This is a genomic window from Mesorhizobium sp. P2_C4, from assembly GCF_056404575.1.
Genome location: NZ_JBFUDT010000001.1, coordinates 1336834 through 1351752, shown reverse-complemented (window position 1 = coordinate 1351752; position 14919 = coordinate 1336834). Strand labels below are relative to the sequence as shown.

Annotated in this window: 14 protein-coding genes; 4 read left to right on the top strand and 10 right to left on the bottom strand. The window is 61.6% G+C overall.

The features are described 5' to 3' along the window. Positions 1-323: 323 nt before the first annotated feature. The 5 genes from AC1DX6_RS06415 to AC1DX6_RS06395 form a co-directional block, all read right to left on the bottom strand. A complete protein-coding gene (locus tag AC1DX6_RS06415) occupies positions 324-548 on the bottom strand; it encodes a hypothetical protein (RefSeq protein ID WP_477311865.1) in 225 nt (74 codons plus the stop codon). 340 nt (positions 549-888) lie between these two features. Then, entirely contained in the window at positions 889-2175 is a 1287-nt protein-coding gene (locus AC1DX6_RS06410; RefSeq protein ID WP_477311864.1) for a type II toxin-antitoxin system HipA family toxin, read from the bottom strand. Then, positions 2172-2504, bottom strand: a complete 333-nt coding sequence (locus AC1DX6_RS06405) for a helix-turn-helix domain-containing protein (RefSeq protein WP_477311863.1) — start codon at positions 2502-2504, stop codon at positions 2172-2174. The genes AC1DX6_RS06410 and AC1DX6_RS06405 overlap by 4 nt, the downstream gene beginning before the upstream one ends. Positions 2505-3097: 593 nt before the next feature. After that, complete coding sequence (guaA, locus tag AC1DX6_RS06400; RefSeq protein ID WP_477311862.1) at positions 3098-4660, bottom strand: glutamine-hydrolyzing GMP synthase; 1563 nt, start codon at positions 4658-4660, stop codon at positions 3098-3100. 56 nt (positions 4661-4716) lie between these two features. After that, on the bottom strand, positions 4717-5220 hold the full coding sequence (locus AC1DX6_RS06395; RefSeq protein ID WP_477311861.1) for a MarR family winged helix-turn-helix transcriptional regulator: 504 nt from the start codon (positions 5218-5220) through the stop codon (positions 4717-4719). 84 nt (positions 5221-5304) lie between these two features. On the opposite strand from AC1DX6_RS06395, the gene AC1DX6_RS06390 reads away from it, so the two are divergent. Beyond that, positions 5305-5622: a hypothetical protein gene (locus AC1DX6_RS06390; protein ID WP_477311860.1), complete on the top strand. Its 318-nt coding sequence runs from the start codon at positions 5305-5307 to the stop codon at positions 5620-5622. 9 nt (positions 5623-5631) lie between these two features. Here the strand turns inward: AC1DX6_RS06390 and AC1DX6_RS06385 are convergent, their stop codons facing one another. The 3 genes from AC1DX6_RS06385 to AC1DX6_RS06375 form a co-directional block, all read right to left on the bottom strand. After that, positions 5632-6267 (bottom strand): 5'-methylthioadenosine/S-adenosylhomocysteine nucleosidase, encoded by a 636-nt coding sequence (locus tag AC1DX6_RS06385; protein WP_477311859.1) that lies wholly within the window; start codon positions 6265-6267, stop codon positions 5632-5634. A 4-nt stretch (positions 6268-6271) separates the two neighbouring features. Continuing rightward, complete coding sequence (locus AC1DX6_RS06380; RefSeq protein WP_477311858.1) at positions 6272-6730, bottom strand: PaaI family thioesterase; 459 nt, start codon at positions 6728-6730, stop codon at positions 6272-6274. A gap of 139 nt (positions 6731-6869) precedes the next feature. Next, positions 6870-8159, bottom strand: a complete 1290-nt coding sequence (locus AC1DX6_RS06375; protein WP_477311857.1) for an RsmB/NOP family class I SAM-dependent RNA methyltransferase — start codon at positions 8157-8159, stop codon at positions 6870-6872. 318 nt (positions 8160-8477) lie between these two features. Between AC1DX6_RS06375 and AC1DX6_RS06370 the strand changes: the two genes are divergently transcribed. Further along, positions 8478-9155 carry an MIP family channel protein gene (locus tag AC1DX6_RS06370; protein ID WP_477311856.1) on the top strand — a complete coding sequence of 226 codons (678 nt, stop codon included), beginning with the start codon at positions 8478-8480 and terminating at the stop codon, positions 9153-9155. Positions 9156-9229: 74 nt separating this feature from the next. Here AC1DX6_RS06370 and katG read toward each other — a convergent pair whose 3' ends face one another. After that, on the bottom strand, positions 9230-11419 hold the full coding sequence (katG, locus tag AC1DX6_RS06365) for a catalase/peroxidase HPI (RefSeq protein WP_477311855.1): 2190 nt from the start codon (positions 11417-11419) through the stop codon (positions 9230-9232). A 127-nt stretch (positions 11420-11546) separates the two neighbouring features. Between katG and AC1DX6_RS06360 the strand changes: the two genes are divergently transcribed. Then, a complete protein-coding gene (locus tag AC1DX6_RS06360) occupies positions 11547-12455 on the top strand; it encodes a hydrogen peroxide-inducible genes activator (protein ID WP_477311854.1) in 909 nt (302 codons plus the stop codon). A 187-nt stretch (positions 12456-12642) separates the two neighbouring features. Here the strand turns inward: AC1DX6_RS06360 and AC1DX6_RS06355 are convergent, their stop codons facing one another. Continuing rightward, positions 12643-13689: a S1 family peptidase gene (locus tag AC1DX6_RS06355; protein ID WP_477311853.1), complete on the bottom strand. Its 1047-nt coding sequence runs from the start codon at positions 13687-13689 to the stop codon at positions 12643-12645. Positions 13690-13793: 104 nt separating this feature from the next. Here AC1DX6_RS06355 and AC1DX6_RS06350 point away from each other — a divergent pair, with 104 nt between their 5' ends. Further along, a complete protein-coding gene (locus tag AC1DX6_RS06350; protein ID WP_477311852.1) occupies positions 13794-14864 on the top strand; it encodes a caspase family protein in 1071 nt (356 codons plus the stop codon). The last annotated feature ends 55 nt before the right edge of the window (positions 14865-14919 follow it).

Here is a 14919-nt window from a genome sequence, read left to right as displayed (position 1 = left end):
TCGCAAGAAGTGCCCGCAGCGTGGCATCAAGCTGATCCATGATATCCTGAGCAGCGTCCGCAATCGCATGCTTGCCGTCCATGGTCGCACCCAGTCACCGATCGAGTAGCGGTAGCACGATCGCCATAAGCTGTGAGCTTAGCCATTCGAGGGTGTTCGCTAGCGTGCCGCGCGTCCTAGCGTGCGCCTGTGGCAGCTGCCACCGCAACCAAGCCTGTTCGGCATCCTGCCCATATCCGGCCGGCATAGGCTTCCAATCGGCAGGCGGCAAGCGCATGGTCCACTTGGCATCGAGGTAGCCCCAATGCTCGATCCCAACGAGATCAGAGCCGTCGAACCAGACCGACACATTGAGCTTTGGAAAAGGCAGGGCCTTGGCCTGCCACCAAGTTGTCCTTGTCGAACTGGCACAGAACGATTGCGGGCTTCTCGACCTTGATCACACGCGAGCGAATCTCGACCAGCTTCTGGGTATCCTCGCCGACAAGAGGGTTCCAGTGCGACGATTCAGCCGCGATCCTTGGCGAAGCCATCAAGGCACTGATCAAGGCTCGAAAGGTGGCTCCCAACGATGTGGCGCCAAGTGCCATAACTGGTGCCGTTGGCAGCGTGGTTGCCAAGAACCTGTGGGGCGAGAAAGGAGCGTGTCAGTCGCTGCAGGTTAGCGCGAAGGACATCGCTGCTGCGGAGGCGGCCATACCAGGGTCAACCACCAAGGCGAGAAACTTGCGGGTCTTCCGGGTTCCAGAGACGATTGTGACTGCAGTTCCCACGGCAAAGCCCGCCAAGATTGTGGCTCATGTCACATTTTGAGATGTATTCCACAAGTGTCGGCTCTGTAATGCGCGGGGCTCCCTTCTCCGCCTCGGAGACTAAGGCTTCCCGGCATCACTGCAGTGCCCTTTGGGCCGCCTGCCTTTCGCTGTGTTCGAACGCATCGGTGAAGCTATCCAGCTCCTGGGAGGTCATCCCAAGCGCCCGCCCCTCCTCCCGCCATGTCGCGACCGCCCCTTCGACGTCTGCGAGGATCACCTTCGCCCGGTCGCCTCTGATCCGGAAATAGGCAATGACCGACATCAGAGCGTCGACAGTCGCTTCAGGCCCGGTATCCTCCGAAATCCAGGTTTTCAGTTCTCGCACGCGCTCGGGGAACGGGTTGATGTCGAACGCGGGCGCCAGGCGCCATTGTCCGCGATCGACATGGAGAAAGCCGTGATTGTGGAGGTGGTCATCGACATTGGTGACAAGGATCGAGAAGGCGATCCGCCGCCAAAGCTCCTCGATGTTGGCCGCTGGCTCGCTGCCGTGCTGGCGAAGAGCATCCACGAGTTCCGTATAGCTGTGCTCGCTGGCGTCCCCCGGCTCTGCACCGAGCATCGTGGCGGCTGAGACATACATCAGTCGATTGCCGATCGGTGTCCTGTCAAAGCGCCGGATCAGGGCGACGGAAGCGCCATCGCTGTCGACCAGACGTGCCTCGGCGGCATCGATGCCGGCTTTCCTGGCCAGCATCATGGCGAGCACTTCGCCCTTGGTGACAGAACGATCATCGGTGACGCTTGGAAACTTGCCGATGGCGAGCCGTCCGTCGTCGTCGACAACAGAACATTTCGGACGAAGGCCACCAAGGGACGTGCCCCGTCCACGCAGATAGGCGAGATCCGCGGCCGTCTCAGTGTTCGTCTCGATGGCGTGGGTCGCGGCGAGGAGTTGGCCGATCTCAACAAGCGGCGGCGTGGTGCGCCGGCCGTCTTCGACCGTTCTTTGGTAACGCCCCTCTTCGTCTTGCAGGCGTAGCGCACCAACGCGGCTTATGTCGTCCACTGCCAAAAGGTAATCCATCGCGTTAAGGGGCCGCGTCTCGGCCCCGGTTCCCGCCCGGCGCGCCTCCTGGCGACGCTTGGCGTGGTCACGCTGGATGACCCGCCGGCCCCAGCCGTCCGGCTCCGTGTCGGCAATCGCGTTGTGGAACACGGATCCCTCGCGGGTCTTGCGATGGAATTGAGGTCCTGCAACCAGCGGCAGGCCGGGTTCGATCGAGTAACGTCCCGCTGCTGCCAGCCAGCCTGCATCATAGTCAAACACAGCACTCTCGCGCGCACCTTGCTGGTCGTAGCGCAACGTGCCCAGTGGCGTCGCTTCCTCGCCGAGGTGAACCGCAATGGAACGTCTCATGTCGCGACCTGCGGCTTTCGCACCCTTATCCTCTTGGGCAAACGTTCGGCGTCGAGAAGCAGGCCCTGCTCGTCGCGGTGGGCGTCAACGATCTGCGACAAGGCCTCATCAAAGCCCAGCACGAAAAAGGTCATGGCGTAGGCGCCCATGGCGACTGTCGGGTCACCCTTCTCGATCTTCAGATAGGTGCTCTTGGCGACACCCAGTCGTTCCGCCATCATCATGATCGTCAGGCTGCGCTTCTTGCGGGCAAGCGCAATGTCAGCGCCGAGCTTGCCGAGCGCCCTCTTGACTCTGGGAGGCAATGTATCGATCACGGTCGAGCGCATGTGTGTCTCATAAAAACGGCCTTATAGGTCTTTAGGTCGTTTATATAAGACCTTAAACACGATCTGTCGAGATCAGACAGGGTCAGCGCGCCGGGCGGAACGCGGACGATCATATTGGCTTAGCCAACCCTCCAATCCCAACGCAATCCGACCCGCACGACCAGCGAACACGTCAGCAATCTTGTAGGTTTTTTCTCTTGGTTTCAGTGCTTTAAGAGCGGCGTCCGTCAGCATACTTATTTGCCTCCTGAAAAGTACCGTCAGTACAACTTCGAGGCTCCGTGGCAGGACATTCTCTTTTTCTTCAATGCCTTAAGTCACAAGAAAGTACCGTCAGGGCCTGGAACCCAGTGGCGGTACTTTTCTCGGACGTTGAGTCGCGGACAAAAAGAGCCGTCAAAAGTACCGTCAGATTGATCTGTTGCCCTTCACATCCAACGAGGCCCTCGTTTGCACGGAGCCAGAAAAATCAGTGACATAGGCAGTCGGGGACTTCAGTTGATGATGCAGCGTCGATAGTGAATGAGATAGACCGCAAATCGTTGTTTTTTCTGCGAAAAACTACGCCCGAGCACTCCAGACTACGCTAACCCCTACTCCCACTCAATCGTGCCGGGTGGCTTCGAGGTCACGTCGTAGACGACGCGGTTGATGCCGCGCACTTCGTTGATGATGCGGGTGGCGGCGGCGGCGAGGAAGTTCATGTCGTAGTGATAGAAATCCGCCGTCATGCCGTCGACCGAGGTGACGGCGCGCAGCGCGCAGACGAATTCATAGGTGCGGCCGTCGCCCATGACGCCGACGGTCTGCACCGGCAACAGCACGGCGAAGGCCTGCCAGATGGCGTCGTAGAGGCCGGCCTTGCGGATCTCGTCGAGATAGATGGCATCGGCCTCGCGCAGGATCTCCAGCTTCTCGCGGGAAATGCCGCCGGGGCAGCGGATGGCAAGGCCCGGACCCGGGAAAGGATGACGGCCAATGAAGCTGTCGGGCAGGCCGAGCTCCTTGCCCAGCGCCCGCACCTCGTCCTTGAACAGTTCGCGCAGCGGCTCAACCAGCTGCATGTTCATGCGATCGGGCAGGCCGCCGACATTGTGGTGCGACTTAATGGTCACCGACGGGCCGCCGGAGAAGGAGACGCTTTCGATGACGTCGGGGTAGAGCGTGCCTTGCGCCAGGAAATCGGCGCCGCCGAGTTTCTTGGCCTCTTCCTCGAACACCTCGATGAACAGCCGGCCGATGGTCTTGCGCTTTTTCTCCGGGTCCGACTCGCCTTCCAGCGCCGAGATGAACTTGTCCGAAGCGTCGACCAGGATCAGCGGCAAATTGTAGTGCTGGCGGAACATCGCCACCACGCCTGCGGCCTCGTCCTTGCGCATCAAACCGTGGTCGACGAGGATGCAGGTGAGCTGGTCGCCAACGGCTTCGTGGATGAGCAAGGCCGCGACCGAGGAGTCCACTCCGCCCGACAGCGCGCAGATCACCTTGCCCTTGCCGACCTGCTTGCGGATGGTCTCGACCGCATGCTCGCGGTAGGCGCGCATCGTCCAGTCGCCCTCGATGCCGGCGATGTTGTGGACGAAATTGCGCAGCAGCCTTGCGCCATCCGGCGTATGCACCACTTCGGGGTGGAACATGATGCCGTACATTTTGCGCGCGACATCGCCGAAGATGGCGAAGGGCGAGCCCTCCGACTTTCCCAGCACCTCGAACCCTTTGGGCAGCGAGATGACGCGGTCGCCGTGGCTCATCCACACCTGATGGCGTTGGCCGGGCGCCCACAGGCCCTCGAACAGCGGGCTGTCCTTTTCGATCTCGACGAAGGCGCGGCCGAATTCGCGATGGTCGGAACTCTCGGCGACGCCGCCCATCTGCACGCAAAGCGCCATCTGGCCGTAGCAGATGCCGAGCACCGGCACGCCGGCGTCAAAGACGATCTGCGGCGCGCGCGGGCTGCCGATGTCGGAGGTCGAGGCCGGGCCGCCTGAGAGGATGACGGCTTTCGGATTGATGCGCTTGAACGCTGCTTCGGCCGACTGGAACGGCACGATCTCGGAAAACACGCCGGCCTCGCGGATGCGGCGGGCGATGAGCTGCGTAAACTGGCTGCCGAAATCGACAATCAGGACGGTGTCGGGGTGATTGGCTGTCTTCATGGCGAGCGTTTAGAGAAAGAAATGAGTCGGCGCAATGGGTTACAAAGCCGCGCCTCTCACTTCAATTCGGGTGCTTCGCCTCGAGGGCCGGCGGGTTTTTCCGGCGCGTCCGCCTGCCCCGCGTCGAGGGAGCGCAAGGCGTCCATCAACGCCGCGAACCGCTGCTGACCGAGACGGGCGATGTAGCCCTGTTCGATCTGCAGCTTGATGCGGTCGCCGTCACGCAAGGCGTCCAGACCCTTGCGCGTGTAGCGCACAAGCTTGCCGCGGCCATCCAAGGGGTCGGGTAGACGCTCCAGCACGCCGTCCGCTTCCAGCCCGTCAAGCAATTGCTGAACCGCCTGCTTGGAGATCGCCGAGCGCTCGATCAGCGCCGACTGGCGCGTGCCGCTTCGCGGGATGTGCCCCAGCAGCCCGGCGCGCGCCTCGGTGAACCAGCCATGGCCGGCAGCGCGCATCGCGGCGGCGAACTCGGCCTGCCAGGCACGGCTCGCCTGCCACAACCGCCAGCCGACGTGATCGGGCAGCGTTTCGGTTTTTTCGTCAAGCTCCTTGACCATTTTCCCCAAACCTCATATAGTCAAGATACTTGACGACCTTCGTTACGTCGAGCGTTTTCGAACTCAAACTTTTGGACAGGGACAATGACAATTCTGAACAAGGACACGTTGGCCATTATCATGATCGGCACCACGCATGTCGTCGACATGGGCGGCAAGAGCGCCTTCATCCACTACGAAACGGGGACCCGTGCGCACATGCTGCTGCCGGACGGCAGCCGTTTCCATGGACTTTGGACGCTGCAGGACGACGGCTACGAGGTCGAATGGCAGGACGGCCCCACCGGTGCCTGGAAACTCGACCACACACCGGGCGCGATCGACTATGTCGACGCCACCGGCACGGTGCGCGGGCGCATTTCGCGTATCGACTTCGGCGATCCGGAACGCCTTGCTGCCTGATCCGGTTGCTCAGGCGCCGAGCAGGCCGTCACCGATCGCCTGCTCGAGCCGCCCGACCGCGTCCGCCAGCTTCTCGTCGATGACGTGCAGATATTCGGTCCAGTCGCCGACATGCCTGAGATCGGCGGCGCCATCAGAAATGCCGCGCAAGCCGATGAGCGGCACGCCGAACAGCTGGCAGGCGCGCAGGCAGGCGAAGGTCTCCATGTCGACCATGTCAGCGGCAATCGCATCGTAAGCGGCGCCGGAAATGATGGCGCCGCCGGTCGACAGCGTGGCTTGCCTGACACCAGGAATCAGGAGTGGCAGCGGCACGGTCACCGGCAGGTCGAGAAAGGGTGTGGCGCCCTTCTCAAAGCCCAGGGGCGAGGCATCGATGTCGCGATAGCTGACCGAAACGGCCTGGTAGATTCCCGCCTGCTCCAGCGTCCGGCTGCCGGCCGAACCGAGCGACACGATCAGATCCGGCAATCCGCCTTCGGAATTCAGCCGCGACAATTCTGCGCCCAGCCTGACGCCGGCCTCGACCGGCCCGACGCCGGTCATCAGCGGTGTGAACAGGCGCTGCAAATGCGGGCCGTATTCGGCCTGCGCCGCCATGACGAAGAGAACGGACTTGCCGCCGATGCGCACAACGTCACCCATTGGATCAGCCAGCGATGCCATCACGCCCGACAACCGTCATCATCGTTCCGGTCATGGTGGCGATCAGCTTGGCCTCGCCATCGGCGGTAAAGGCATAGGCCTGGCCGTCGGCGACGATGATGGTGCGGCCGGGTTTTGTCACCGAGCCGCGGAACAGGAAGCGCTCGCCCCTGCCCGGCGCCAGAAGATTGACCTTGAATTCGATGGTCAGCACGCTGGAGCTTTCCGGCATCAGCGAAAACGCCGCATAGCCGCAGGCTGAATCCAGCGCCGTCGAAATGACGCCGGCGTGCAGGAAGCCATGCTGCTGGGTCAGTGCCGCCGAATAGGGCATCTCGATCTCGATGATGCCGGGCGTCACCAGTGTCAGTTCGGCGCCGATGGTCGCCATCGCCTTCTGGCGCGCAAAGGAGGTCCTGACGCGATCCTCATAGTCCGGGGCCGGTACGATCTTTGCTGCCATGGCCAACGCCTTTGTTTCTCTGGCAAAGCTTATCGCAGAGGCATGGGCGGCAGGCAATCGCAATTGCTGCACTGCAGCAATCAGCCACCTTTGCCCCCGGTGGACCGATCCGCTCCGGATTGCCGGAGTTTCAGGCAGGTCAGTTCACCCGGCGCAGCGCGCAGAAGTAAAACCCGTCGGTGCCGCTCAGCGCCGGCGACAATGAAATATCGCCGGCTTCTCCGACCCGTGCCGCCGCCGGGTGGTCTGGAAAGCGGCCGTTCCAAAGCGCGCGATGATCGACCGGGACAAAGCCGTCATGGCGTTCCCGGAAGGCGGCAACCTGCTCGCCATTCTCCTCGTCGAAGACCGAGCAGGTGATGTAGACCAGCAGGCCACCCGGCTTGACGTAGGCTTTGGCCGCATCGAGGATCGCCGATTGCTCGCCCTTGCGCGCATCGAGCTGTCTTTGCGTCAGCCGCCATTTGGCATCGGGACGGCGGCGCCAGGTGCCGCTGCCGGTGCACGGCGCGTCGACCAGGACGATGTCCATGTGGCCGGTGAGCGGGGCGAGTTCCGCCGGCTTGGTGACGATCTGCACGTTGCGGTTTTCCGAGCGGCGCATGCGATCGAAGATCGGCGCCAGCCGCGCCTTCTCGGAATCATGGGCAAACACCTGGCCTTTGTTGCCCATCGCCGCCGACAGCGCCAATGTCTTGCCGCCGGCGCCGGCGCAAAAGTCGAGCACCTGCATGCCGGCCTCGGCGCCGGCGAGCGCCGCGACAATCTGCGAGCCCTCGTCCTGCACCTCGAACCAGCCTTTCTGGAAGGCGGGTTCGGCCTGCACGTTTGGGTGCCTGCCGTCGCCATCGATCGGCGGGATGCGAATGCCGTATGGCGCGATCTGGGCTGGTTTGGCGCCGGTATCAGTCAACTCGGCCAGCACCTTGGCGCGATCGGCCTGCAGCGTGTTGACCCTGAGGTCGAGCGGCGGGCGTGTGGCAAGGGCCGCCCCTTCGTCGACCCAGGCCGCGCCGAAGGTCCTTTCGAGAAGCGGCGCGCACCAGTCGGGAATGTCGGCCCGCACCGCCGGCGGTGCATCGGCAAGCCGGCGGTCGGCGAGCGTCTTCAATTCCTCTTCGGTCAACAGCGGCGGGGCGAACTTGTCGCCGTCGAGCGCCTGGTTCAGCGACTGCGCCGTCTGGTTCCATTCGAGCAGCAGGGCTCCAAAGCCGGTCGCGCGCGGTGTGTCATCGCCGAGCAGCCAGCCGGCGGAACGCTTGTGGCGTAGCGCGTCGTAGACGATGTTGCCGATCGCCGCGCGGTCGCCGCCACCGGCGAAGCGGTGCGACAGGCCCCAGTCCTTCAGCGCGTCGGCCACCGGCCGGTGGCGCCGGCTAATGTCTTCCAGCACTTCGATGGCTGCCGCCAGCCGTCCGCCCAGTCGCATTCGTCATTCCACCAAAATCGAGCACATGATCTTCTCGGCCTGCTCTTAGAGCCTTTCGCGCCCGGATTGAACCCCGCTTCCGCGTCGTCGGATGAGGCAATGCCAATCGAGGCCAGCGAAGCTACCCGACCAGTATATGTCGCTGCAACGACAGACCGCTCAATAGATGACAGGTCTCTAATGTTCGCAACAGGCGACTGCAAGCATGACCTGTGGCGCAACCGCTCTGCTTTCCAAGTTTTTCCGTTGGGAATACTCTCCCCGGCATGATTCGCGTCGCAGAAAAGCGGAGCCGCGGATCGATACGAGGAGAGGGCAATGAAGACTTATCTGGCGGAAGTTCTTGGTACATTTCTATTGGTGTTCATCGGCACGGCGTCGGTGGTGACGGGTGGCTTCGGCGGCGCGCTGCCACTCGGCCAGGAAGGCATCGGTCTGGCGTTCGGCATCGGCCTGATTGCGGCGGCCTATGCGATCGGTCCGATCTCGGGCGCGCATCTCAATCCGGCGGTGACGCTCGGCGTGTTCCTTGCCGGCCGCCTGCCGGCCAAGGATGTCATCCCCTACTGGATCGCGCAGATCATCGGCGCGATCCTGGCTTCGCTGGCGCTGTGGATCATCGTCTCCGGCAAAGCCGGCGAACCCATCACCAACTTCGGCGCCAATGGCTGGGACGTGGCAAAATGGAGCGTCAGCTCGGCGTTCCTATGGGAATTGATCGGCACCTTCACCTTCGTCACGGTGATCCTCGGCGTGACCGCGGAAAAGCACTCGACGGCGTTCGCCGGTCTGGTCATCGGCCTGACCCTGGCGGGCATTCACTTCGCTATGATCCCGGTGACCGGCACCTCGGTCAATCCGGCGCGTTCGATCGGCCCGGCACTGTTTACGGGCGGTGACGCGCTCAAACAGCTCTGGCTGTTCATCGTCGCGCCGCTGATCGGCGGCGCCATTGCCGGCGTCGTCGCCAAGGCGCGTATCTTCGAGAAAGACTGATTTCTCCAAGGGTCTGAATGTAAAAAAGGCGCGGGCCGAAGCCCGCGCCTATTTTGTTGGGTCTTGCGCGTAGATCAGCCGGCGATATCGAAGCGGTCGGCGTTCATCACCTTGGTCCATGCCACAACGAAGTCTTTCGCGAACTTCGTCTTGGCGTCGGCCGTCGCATAGACTTCCGCGATGGCGCGCAGCTGCGAGTGCGAACCGAAGATGAGATCGGCACGGGTACCGGTCCATTTGAGTTCGCCGGTCTTGCGGTCGCGGCCCTCGAACACATCCTTGGCGTCCGTCGTCGCCTTCCACTCCGTGCCCATGTCGAGCAAATTGACGAAGAAGTCGTTGCTCAGCGTTTCCGGCTGCTTGGTGAAGACGCCATGCTTGGACTGCCCGGCATTGGCGCCGAGCACGCGCAAACCGCCGACAAGGACCGTCAGCTCCGGCGCCGTCAGCGTCAACAGTTGCGCGCGGTCGACCAGCGCCTCCTCGGGGGACAGACGCTGCTTGCCGCTGACATAGTTGCGGAAGCCGTCAACGGTCGGTTCCAGCGGTGCGAAGGAGTGGATGTCCGTCTGCTCCTGCGACGCGTCCATACGGCCTGGCCAGAACGGAACGTCCACGCTGTGGCCGGCGGCCTTCTCGATGGCCGCATTGCCGCCGAGAACGATCAGGTCGGCAAGCGAGACTTTTTTGCCCCCGGTCTGCGACGCGTTGAAGTCCTTCTGGATCGCTTCGAGCTTGGCGAGCACCTTGGCCAGTTCTGGCGGCTGGTTGACGGCCCAGTCCTTCTGGGGGCTGAGACGAATGCGCGCGCCATTGGCGCCGCCGCGCTTGTCCGAGCCGCGGAAGGTCGAGGCCGACGCCCAGGCCACCGAGACCAGCTGCGGCACCGACAGGCCGGACGCCAGGACCTTGGCCTTGAGTGCTTCAGCATCCTGCTCGTCGATCAGCACATGATCGACGGCCGGAATAACGTCCTGCCAGGGCAGTTCTTCCTTGGGAACGAGCGGTCCGAGATAGCGCACCAGCGGGCCCATGTCGCGATGGGTCAGCTTGTACCAGGCGCGGGCAAAGGCGTCGGCGAACTGGTCCGGATTCTCATGGAAGCGTTTTGAGATCGTTGCGTAGGACGGATCGAAGCGCAGTGCCAGGTCCGAGGTCAGCATGGCGGGCGCGTGGCGCTTTCCAGCGCTGTGCGCATCCGGCACCGTGCCGGCGCCGGCGCCGCCCTTCGGCGTCCACTGATGCGCGCCGGCCGGGCTCTTGGTCAGTTCCCAGTCGAAGCCGAACAGATTGTCGAAGAAGTCGTTGCTCCACTTGGTCGGGGTCGTGGTCCAGGTCACTTCCAGGCCGCTGCCGATGGCGTCGCCGCCCTTGCCGGTGCCGAACTTGTTGGCCCAGCCGAGGCCCTGCTGCTCGATGTCGGCGCCTTCCGGCTCGACGCCGACCAGGGCCGCATCGCCCGCACCATGGGTCTTGCCGAAGGTGTGGCCGCCGGCGATGAGCGCGACGGTTTCCTCGTCGTTCATGGCCATGCGGGCGAAGGTGTCTCTGATATCGCGCGCCGAGGCCAGCGGATCCGGGTTGCCGTTCGGTCCTTCCGGGTTGACGTAGATCAGGCCCATCTGCACGGCGCCGAGCGGGTTTTGCAGGTCGCGGTCCCCGCTGTAGCGCTCGTCGGCCAGCCACTTGCCTTCGGGGCCCCAGTAGATGTCCTGCTCGGGTTCCCAAACATCGGCGCGGCCGCCGGCGAAGCCGAAGGTCTTGAAGCCCATCGATTCCAGCGCGACGTTGCCGGTGAGGATCATCAGGTCGGCCCAGGAGATCTTGCGGCCGTACTTCTGCTTGATCGGCCACAGCAGGCGGCGGGCCTTGTCGAGGTTGACGTTGTCCGGCCAGCTGTTTAGCGGCGCAAAGCGCTGCTGGCCGGCTCCGGCGCCGCCACGGCCATCGCCGATGCGGTAGGTGCCGGCGCTGTGCCATGCCATGCGGATGAACAGCGGCCCGTAGTGGCCAAAATCGGCCGGCCACCACTCCTGCGAGTCGGTCATCAGCGCATGCAGGTCCTTGATCAGGGCGTCGAGGTCGAGGCTTTTGAATTCCTCGGCATAGTCGAACGCCTCGCCCATCGGATCGGAGAGCGGCGACTGCTGGTGAAGAACCTGGACGTTGAGCTGGTTTGGCCACCAGTCACGGTTGGCCTTGGCAATTGTCGTGTGCACGACCGGGCATTTGCCCGCGCTGGGATCGTCAGTGTTCGCGTCCATCTTGCTCTCCGATTCGCTGATTTCCCGGGCGGGCCTTGAGCCGCGCCACTCTGGAATGGTTCCAGATTAGGCTGCCTAGCCGATAAAAACAAATTGCCTTTCCTGTTTGTTGCGATAGGTTTTTCTTATGATTGGTCTCACCGTTCGGCAGATGCATTATTTCGAAGCGCTGGCGCAGACGCTGCATTTCGGCCGCGCCGCAAAACTGGCCGGCGTCAGCCAGCCGGCGCTGTCGTCGCAGATCGCCGAAATGGAGCAACGGCTCAACTGCCGGCTGTTCGAGCGCGGCGGCAAGGCGGTGCGGATGACCGACGAAGCGCTGGTCATGCTGCCGCGCATCGAGCGTATTCTTGCCGACATTCGCGAGATCGAGACCACGGCGCGGCGTGGCCGCCCGGCCATGGAAGGCCGCTTCCGGCTCGGCATCATCCCGACGGTGGCACCCTATCTCCTGCCGCATGTGCTGCCGGAGCTGAAACGGCATTTCCCGGCGCTGCAGCTCGAACTGCGCGAAGCGGTGACCGCCGCACTGCTCGACGACACCAATTCGGGCAAGCTCGATGCCTTCATCGCCGCGCTTCCCCTCGACCATCCCGGCCTGATCACCGAGGCGCTTTTCGCCGACCGCTTCTTCCTCGCCGTGCCGTCAGGCGATCCGGCCTTCGCCTCGCCGCCGGTGCCGCCGGAAAGCCCGGCGCTGGAACGGCTGATGCTGCTGGAGGAAGGCCATTGCCTGCGCGAACAGGCACTCGCCGTCTGCGGCAGCGTGCGCCCGGTGGCGATGGCAAGCTACGGCGCCACCAGCCTGACGACGCTGCTGCAGATGGTGGCGCACGGGCTCGGCGTGACGCTGATCCCGGAAATGGCGGCACGGCCGGCCAGCACCATGCGCGACCTGAAGATCGTGCCATTCCAGGAGCCGATGCCGCAACGCACGATCTGCTTGGCATGGCGGCGCAACAAGGTCCGGCACGATGAGTGTGTGGAACTGGCGAAGATCATCCGCGGGCTGGATGCGGCGGTGCTGGCGGCGTAAGGGGGTGACACGATGGACTGCCCGCCCGAGGGGTCTGCCGATGATCAAAGGTAACCTTGGACTTCACATCATTGCTCCAACGGATATCTGGCTTGATAGGAGACTATCCAATTGCAGTGCTGAAGCGTCATCGATCAACCCGACTAGCCCTATCGCGGAACACTTGTTTGGAAGTTCTACTCAAAACCTAACGGGCCTTGACGATCCTCGAAAGATCGAAAGTCAAGGCAGTATCTCCGGCGTCTCCTATTGCGGCTAGAGTAAAGGACTCGGTCAGATAAAATTCGACGGTTGCCCTACCGCCCTCGTCGATCACTGAAAACAGTTCGTATGCGTCTTCAAATTTTTTGGAGAAACTTGGGTGAGTCAGAAAAGTCACATATTTACCTCGGCAGGTTTTGACACCGTCCAGACACCTGTAGGTTGCTCGCACCGCGAAGTGATTTTTCCTCTCTTCTCGAATGGTCGCTGTAAGTTTCCGAGTTTCATTCTTTGACGAAGTTCCAAATATTTCGGAATTAGGGTCGTCAATCTCATAGTCGTTGATAAGTGGGCGGTCGGCGGGAGGCATGCGAAATCGTACCGGCAGTTCGGGATAAAATTGCGACAGAATTCGGCTTGGAATGCACCATGCGACGCGACTCTCAGACAGCTCCGTCACAACGATTCCAACAAACGCTGCAACGTCAGCACACCAAACTGGACTGCCACTGAACCCACCTTCGACCAACAGTGGGCTGCCGCCATCCATTTGGACCAAACCCACGGCGTCGGCTGCATTCAAAGTTCCGCGTGCATTTCTTCCTTGCTGGCTGGAGTCGCTTTGCGGAAACCCAAAGGCTGAAAACTTCTTCCCGCTGTGACGAAGAGGTGCCGAAAACTGAACGGGACTGACTGATAGATGCGGCAACTGCAATATTTCAAGAAGCGCAAGGTCCTCTGTTGGCGACCGTTCGCTACCGAGGCGAATGACACGCAATTGCGTTTTCGGTTGACCAACTACACCGATCAACCTGGATTTGATGATCGAACCAACCTTCGGTGGATGGTCAAGCGCCATTCGGACAACGTGCCGACAAGTCAAGACCTGCTTTGAACTTAGCAAACACCCGGCGCCCACGACGTCGTGGCTCGAGCTCAATATAGCAACCGCCCTTGCCGTTTCCTGATCGGTGATTCGAAGTCCATAGGCTGAAGAATTGTTTTCCTGTCGAGCATTCTTCATTCTGATCATACTCACATTTTCAAATTTGAACCTCTGAAATGATATTTTTTGCCTTTCAATAAGTCTAGACGACTGAAGACAATTAATGCATTCTGCCAGCTAGGGGTGCGTCAATGCGCAAACAGAACTCCACGGTAGACGTCTGTGTTGTTATCGCCGTTGCGGAACCGGAAGGAGGGTTGGAACCTCTTCCTGGCGCGTTGAACGTTGCAAAAGCCATTTCCGATTGGGCAAAAATAGTTGGATACAGAACGACGCTGATCACTGATGAGAGATCGCCGGTTACCGCCGAGCGGATCAAACGGGCGATCCACCCGCTAATCAGTAACAAATCGGAAGTGTTGGGAAGGATCGTCGTTGCGTACGCGGGCCACGGTGTTTTGCGAGACATCGGCCAGGAGTTCTGGCTGCTATCTCGATGGCGCACGGGTGCTGCTCAGGCGGTGGATGTAGAAAAGCTGAAATGGCGGCTACGAAGTTACGGTCCAAAACAAATCACCGTTGTCAGCGACGCTTGCCGGACTTTGATCCCCAAACTGGGCTTGTCAGTCACTGGGACGCCAATCATCGACTTAAGCGACAATCGATCGTCGGCGGTTCAACTCGACCTGTTTCTTGCGGCAGACGCGGGCGAAGCCGCCTACGCGACCCCGCCGAGTGCGTCGATCCAGTACAGTTTCTTAAGCCAGGTTTTCCTGAAGGGGCTTGTTGGCCACTACGAGGAAGCGGTGGAAGAGAGACCGACACTTGGCCGTTGCGTGACCACAGCTCGACTGGTGGAAACTGTTGAAAAATACCTGCCTATCGAAGCGTCCCAATACAACGTCGTTCAGAATCCTGATCTGGCAAGCGGGTTTCGCCCACCAAACGACATCTACACTAGGCTGACAGATTTTGAGATCCCAGCAAGCATACGGCGTATCATTGACAGCAAGGTTCCGCGACCCGCTGGAACCGAAAGGGCCCGACTCCAAAAGAAGCATACTCCAAGGCAACTGTACGCGAAGCGCATCAAGGAGTCGTTCAACAAAGAGCAGCGCGCCACTCGATTCGAGTCGCGAACCGGGCTCACAATTGCCGGAGCGAAACTCAACAAGGTATCCCTTCCCCCCCTGGATCAATTCGCAACAGGACAAACTTGTTGGGGGATGGTTGCGATTTTGCAAAAGCCCTACAGATTATGAGGTGCCGGCGCCAGGATCTTTTCTCGTTCAACTTGGCAATCAAACCTGGGTTGGA

Coding starts and splice junctions, on each gene's coding strand:
- AC1DX6_RS06410 (WP_477311864.1), bottom strand. CDS start 2,175: ATGAGACGTTCCATTGCGGTTCACCTCGGCGAGGAAGCGACGCCACTG.
- AC1DX6_RS06405 (WP_477311863.1), bottom strand. CDS start 2,504: ATGCGCTCGACCGTGATCGATACATTGCCTCCCAGAGTCAAGAGGGCG.
- guaA (WP_477311862.1), bottom strand. CDS start 4,660: ATGAAGACAGCCAATCACCCCGACACCGTCCTGATTGTCGATTTCGGC.
- AC1DX6_RS06395 (WP_477311861.1), bottom strand. CDS start 5,220: ATGGTCAAGGAGCTTGACGAAAAAACCGAAACGCTGCCCGATCACGTC.
- AC1DX6_RS06390 (WP_477311860.1), top strand. CDS start 5,305: ATGACAATTCTGAACAAGGACACGTTGGCCATTATCATGATCGGCACC.
- AC1DX6_RS06385 (WP_477311859.1), bottom strand. CDS start 6,267: ATGGGTGACGTTGTGCGCATCGGCGGCAAGTCCGTTCTCTTCGTCATG.
- AC1DX6_RS06380 (WP_477311858.1), bottom strand. CDS start 6,730: ATGGCAGCAAAGATCGTACCGGCCCCGGACTATGAGGATCGCGTCAGG.
- AC1DX6_RS06375 (WP_477311857.1), bottom strand. CDS start 8,159: ATGCGACTGGGCGGACGGCTGGCGGCAGCCATCGAAGTGCTGGAAGAC.
- AC1DX6_RS06370 (WP_477311856.1), top strand. CDS start 8,478: ATGAAGACTTATCTGGCGGAAGTTCTTGGTACATTTCTATTGGTGTTC.
- katG (WP_477311855.1), bottom strand. CDS start 11,419: ATGGACGCGAACACTGACGATCCCAGCGCGGGCAAATGCCCGGTCGTG.
- AC1DX6_RS06360 (WP_477311854.1), top strand. CDS start 11,547: ATGATTGGTCTCACCGTTCGGCAGATGCATTATTTCGAAGCGCTGGCG.
- AC1DX6_RS06355 (WP_477311853.1), bottom strand. CDS start 13,689: ATGATCAGAATGAAGAATGCTCGACAGGAAAACAATTCTTCAGCCTAT.
- AC1DX6_RS06350 (WP_477311852.1), top strand. CDS start 13,794: ATGCGCAAACAGAACTCCACGGTAGACGTCTGTGTTGTTATCGCCGTT.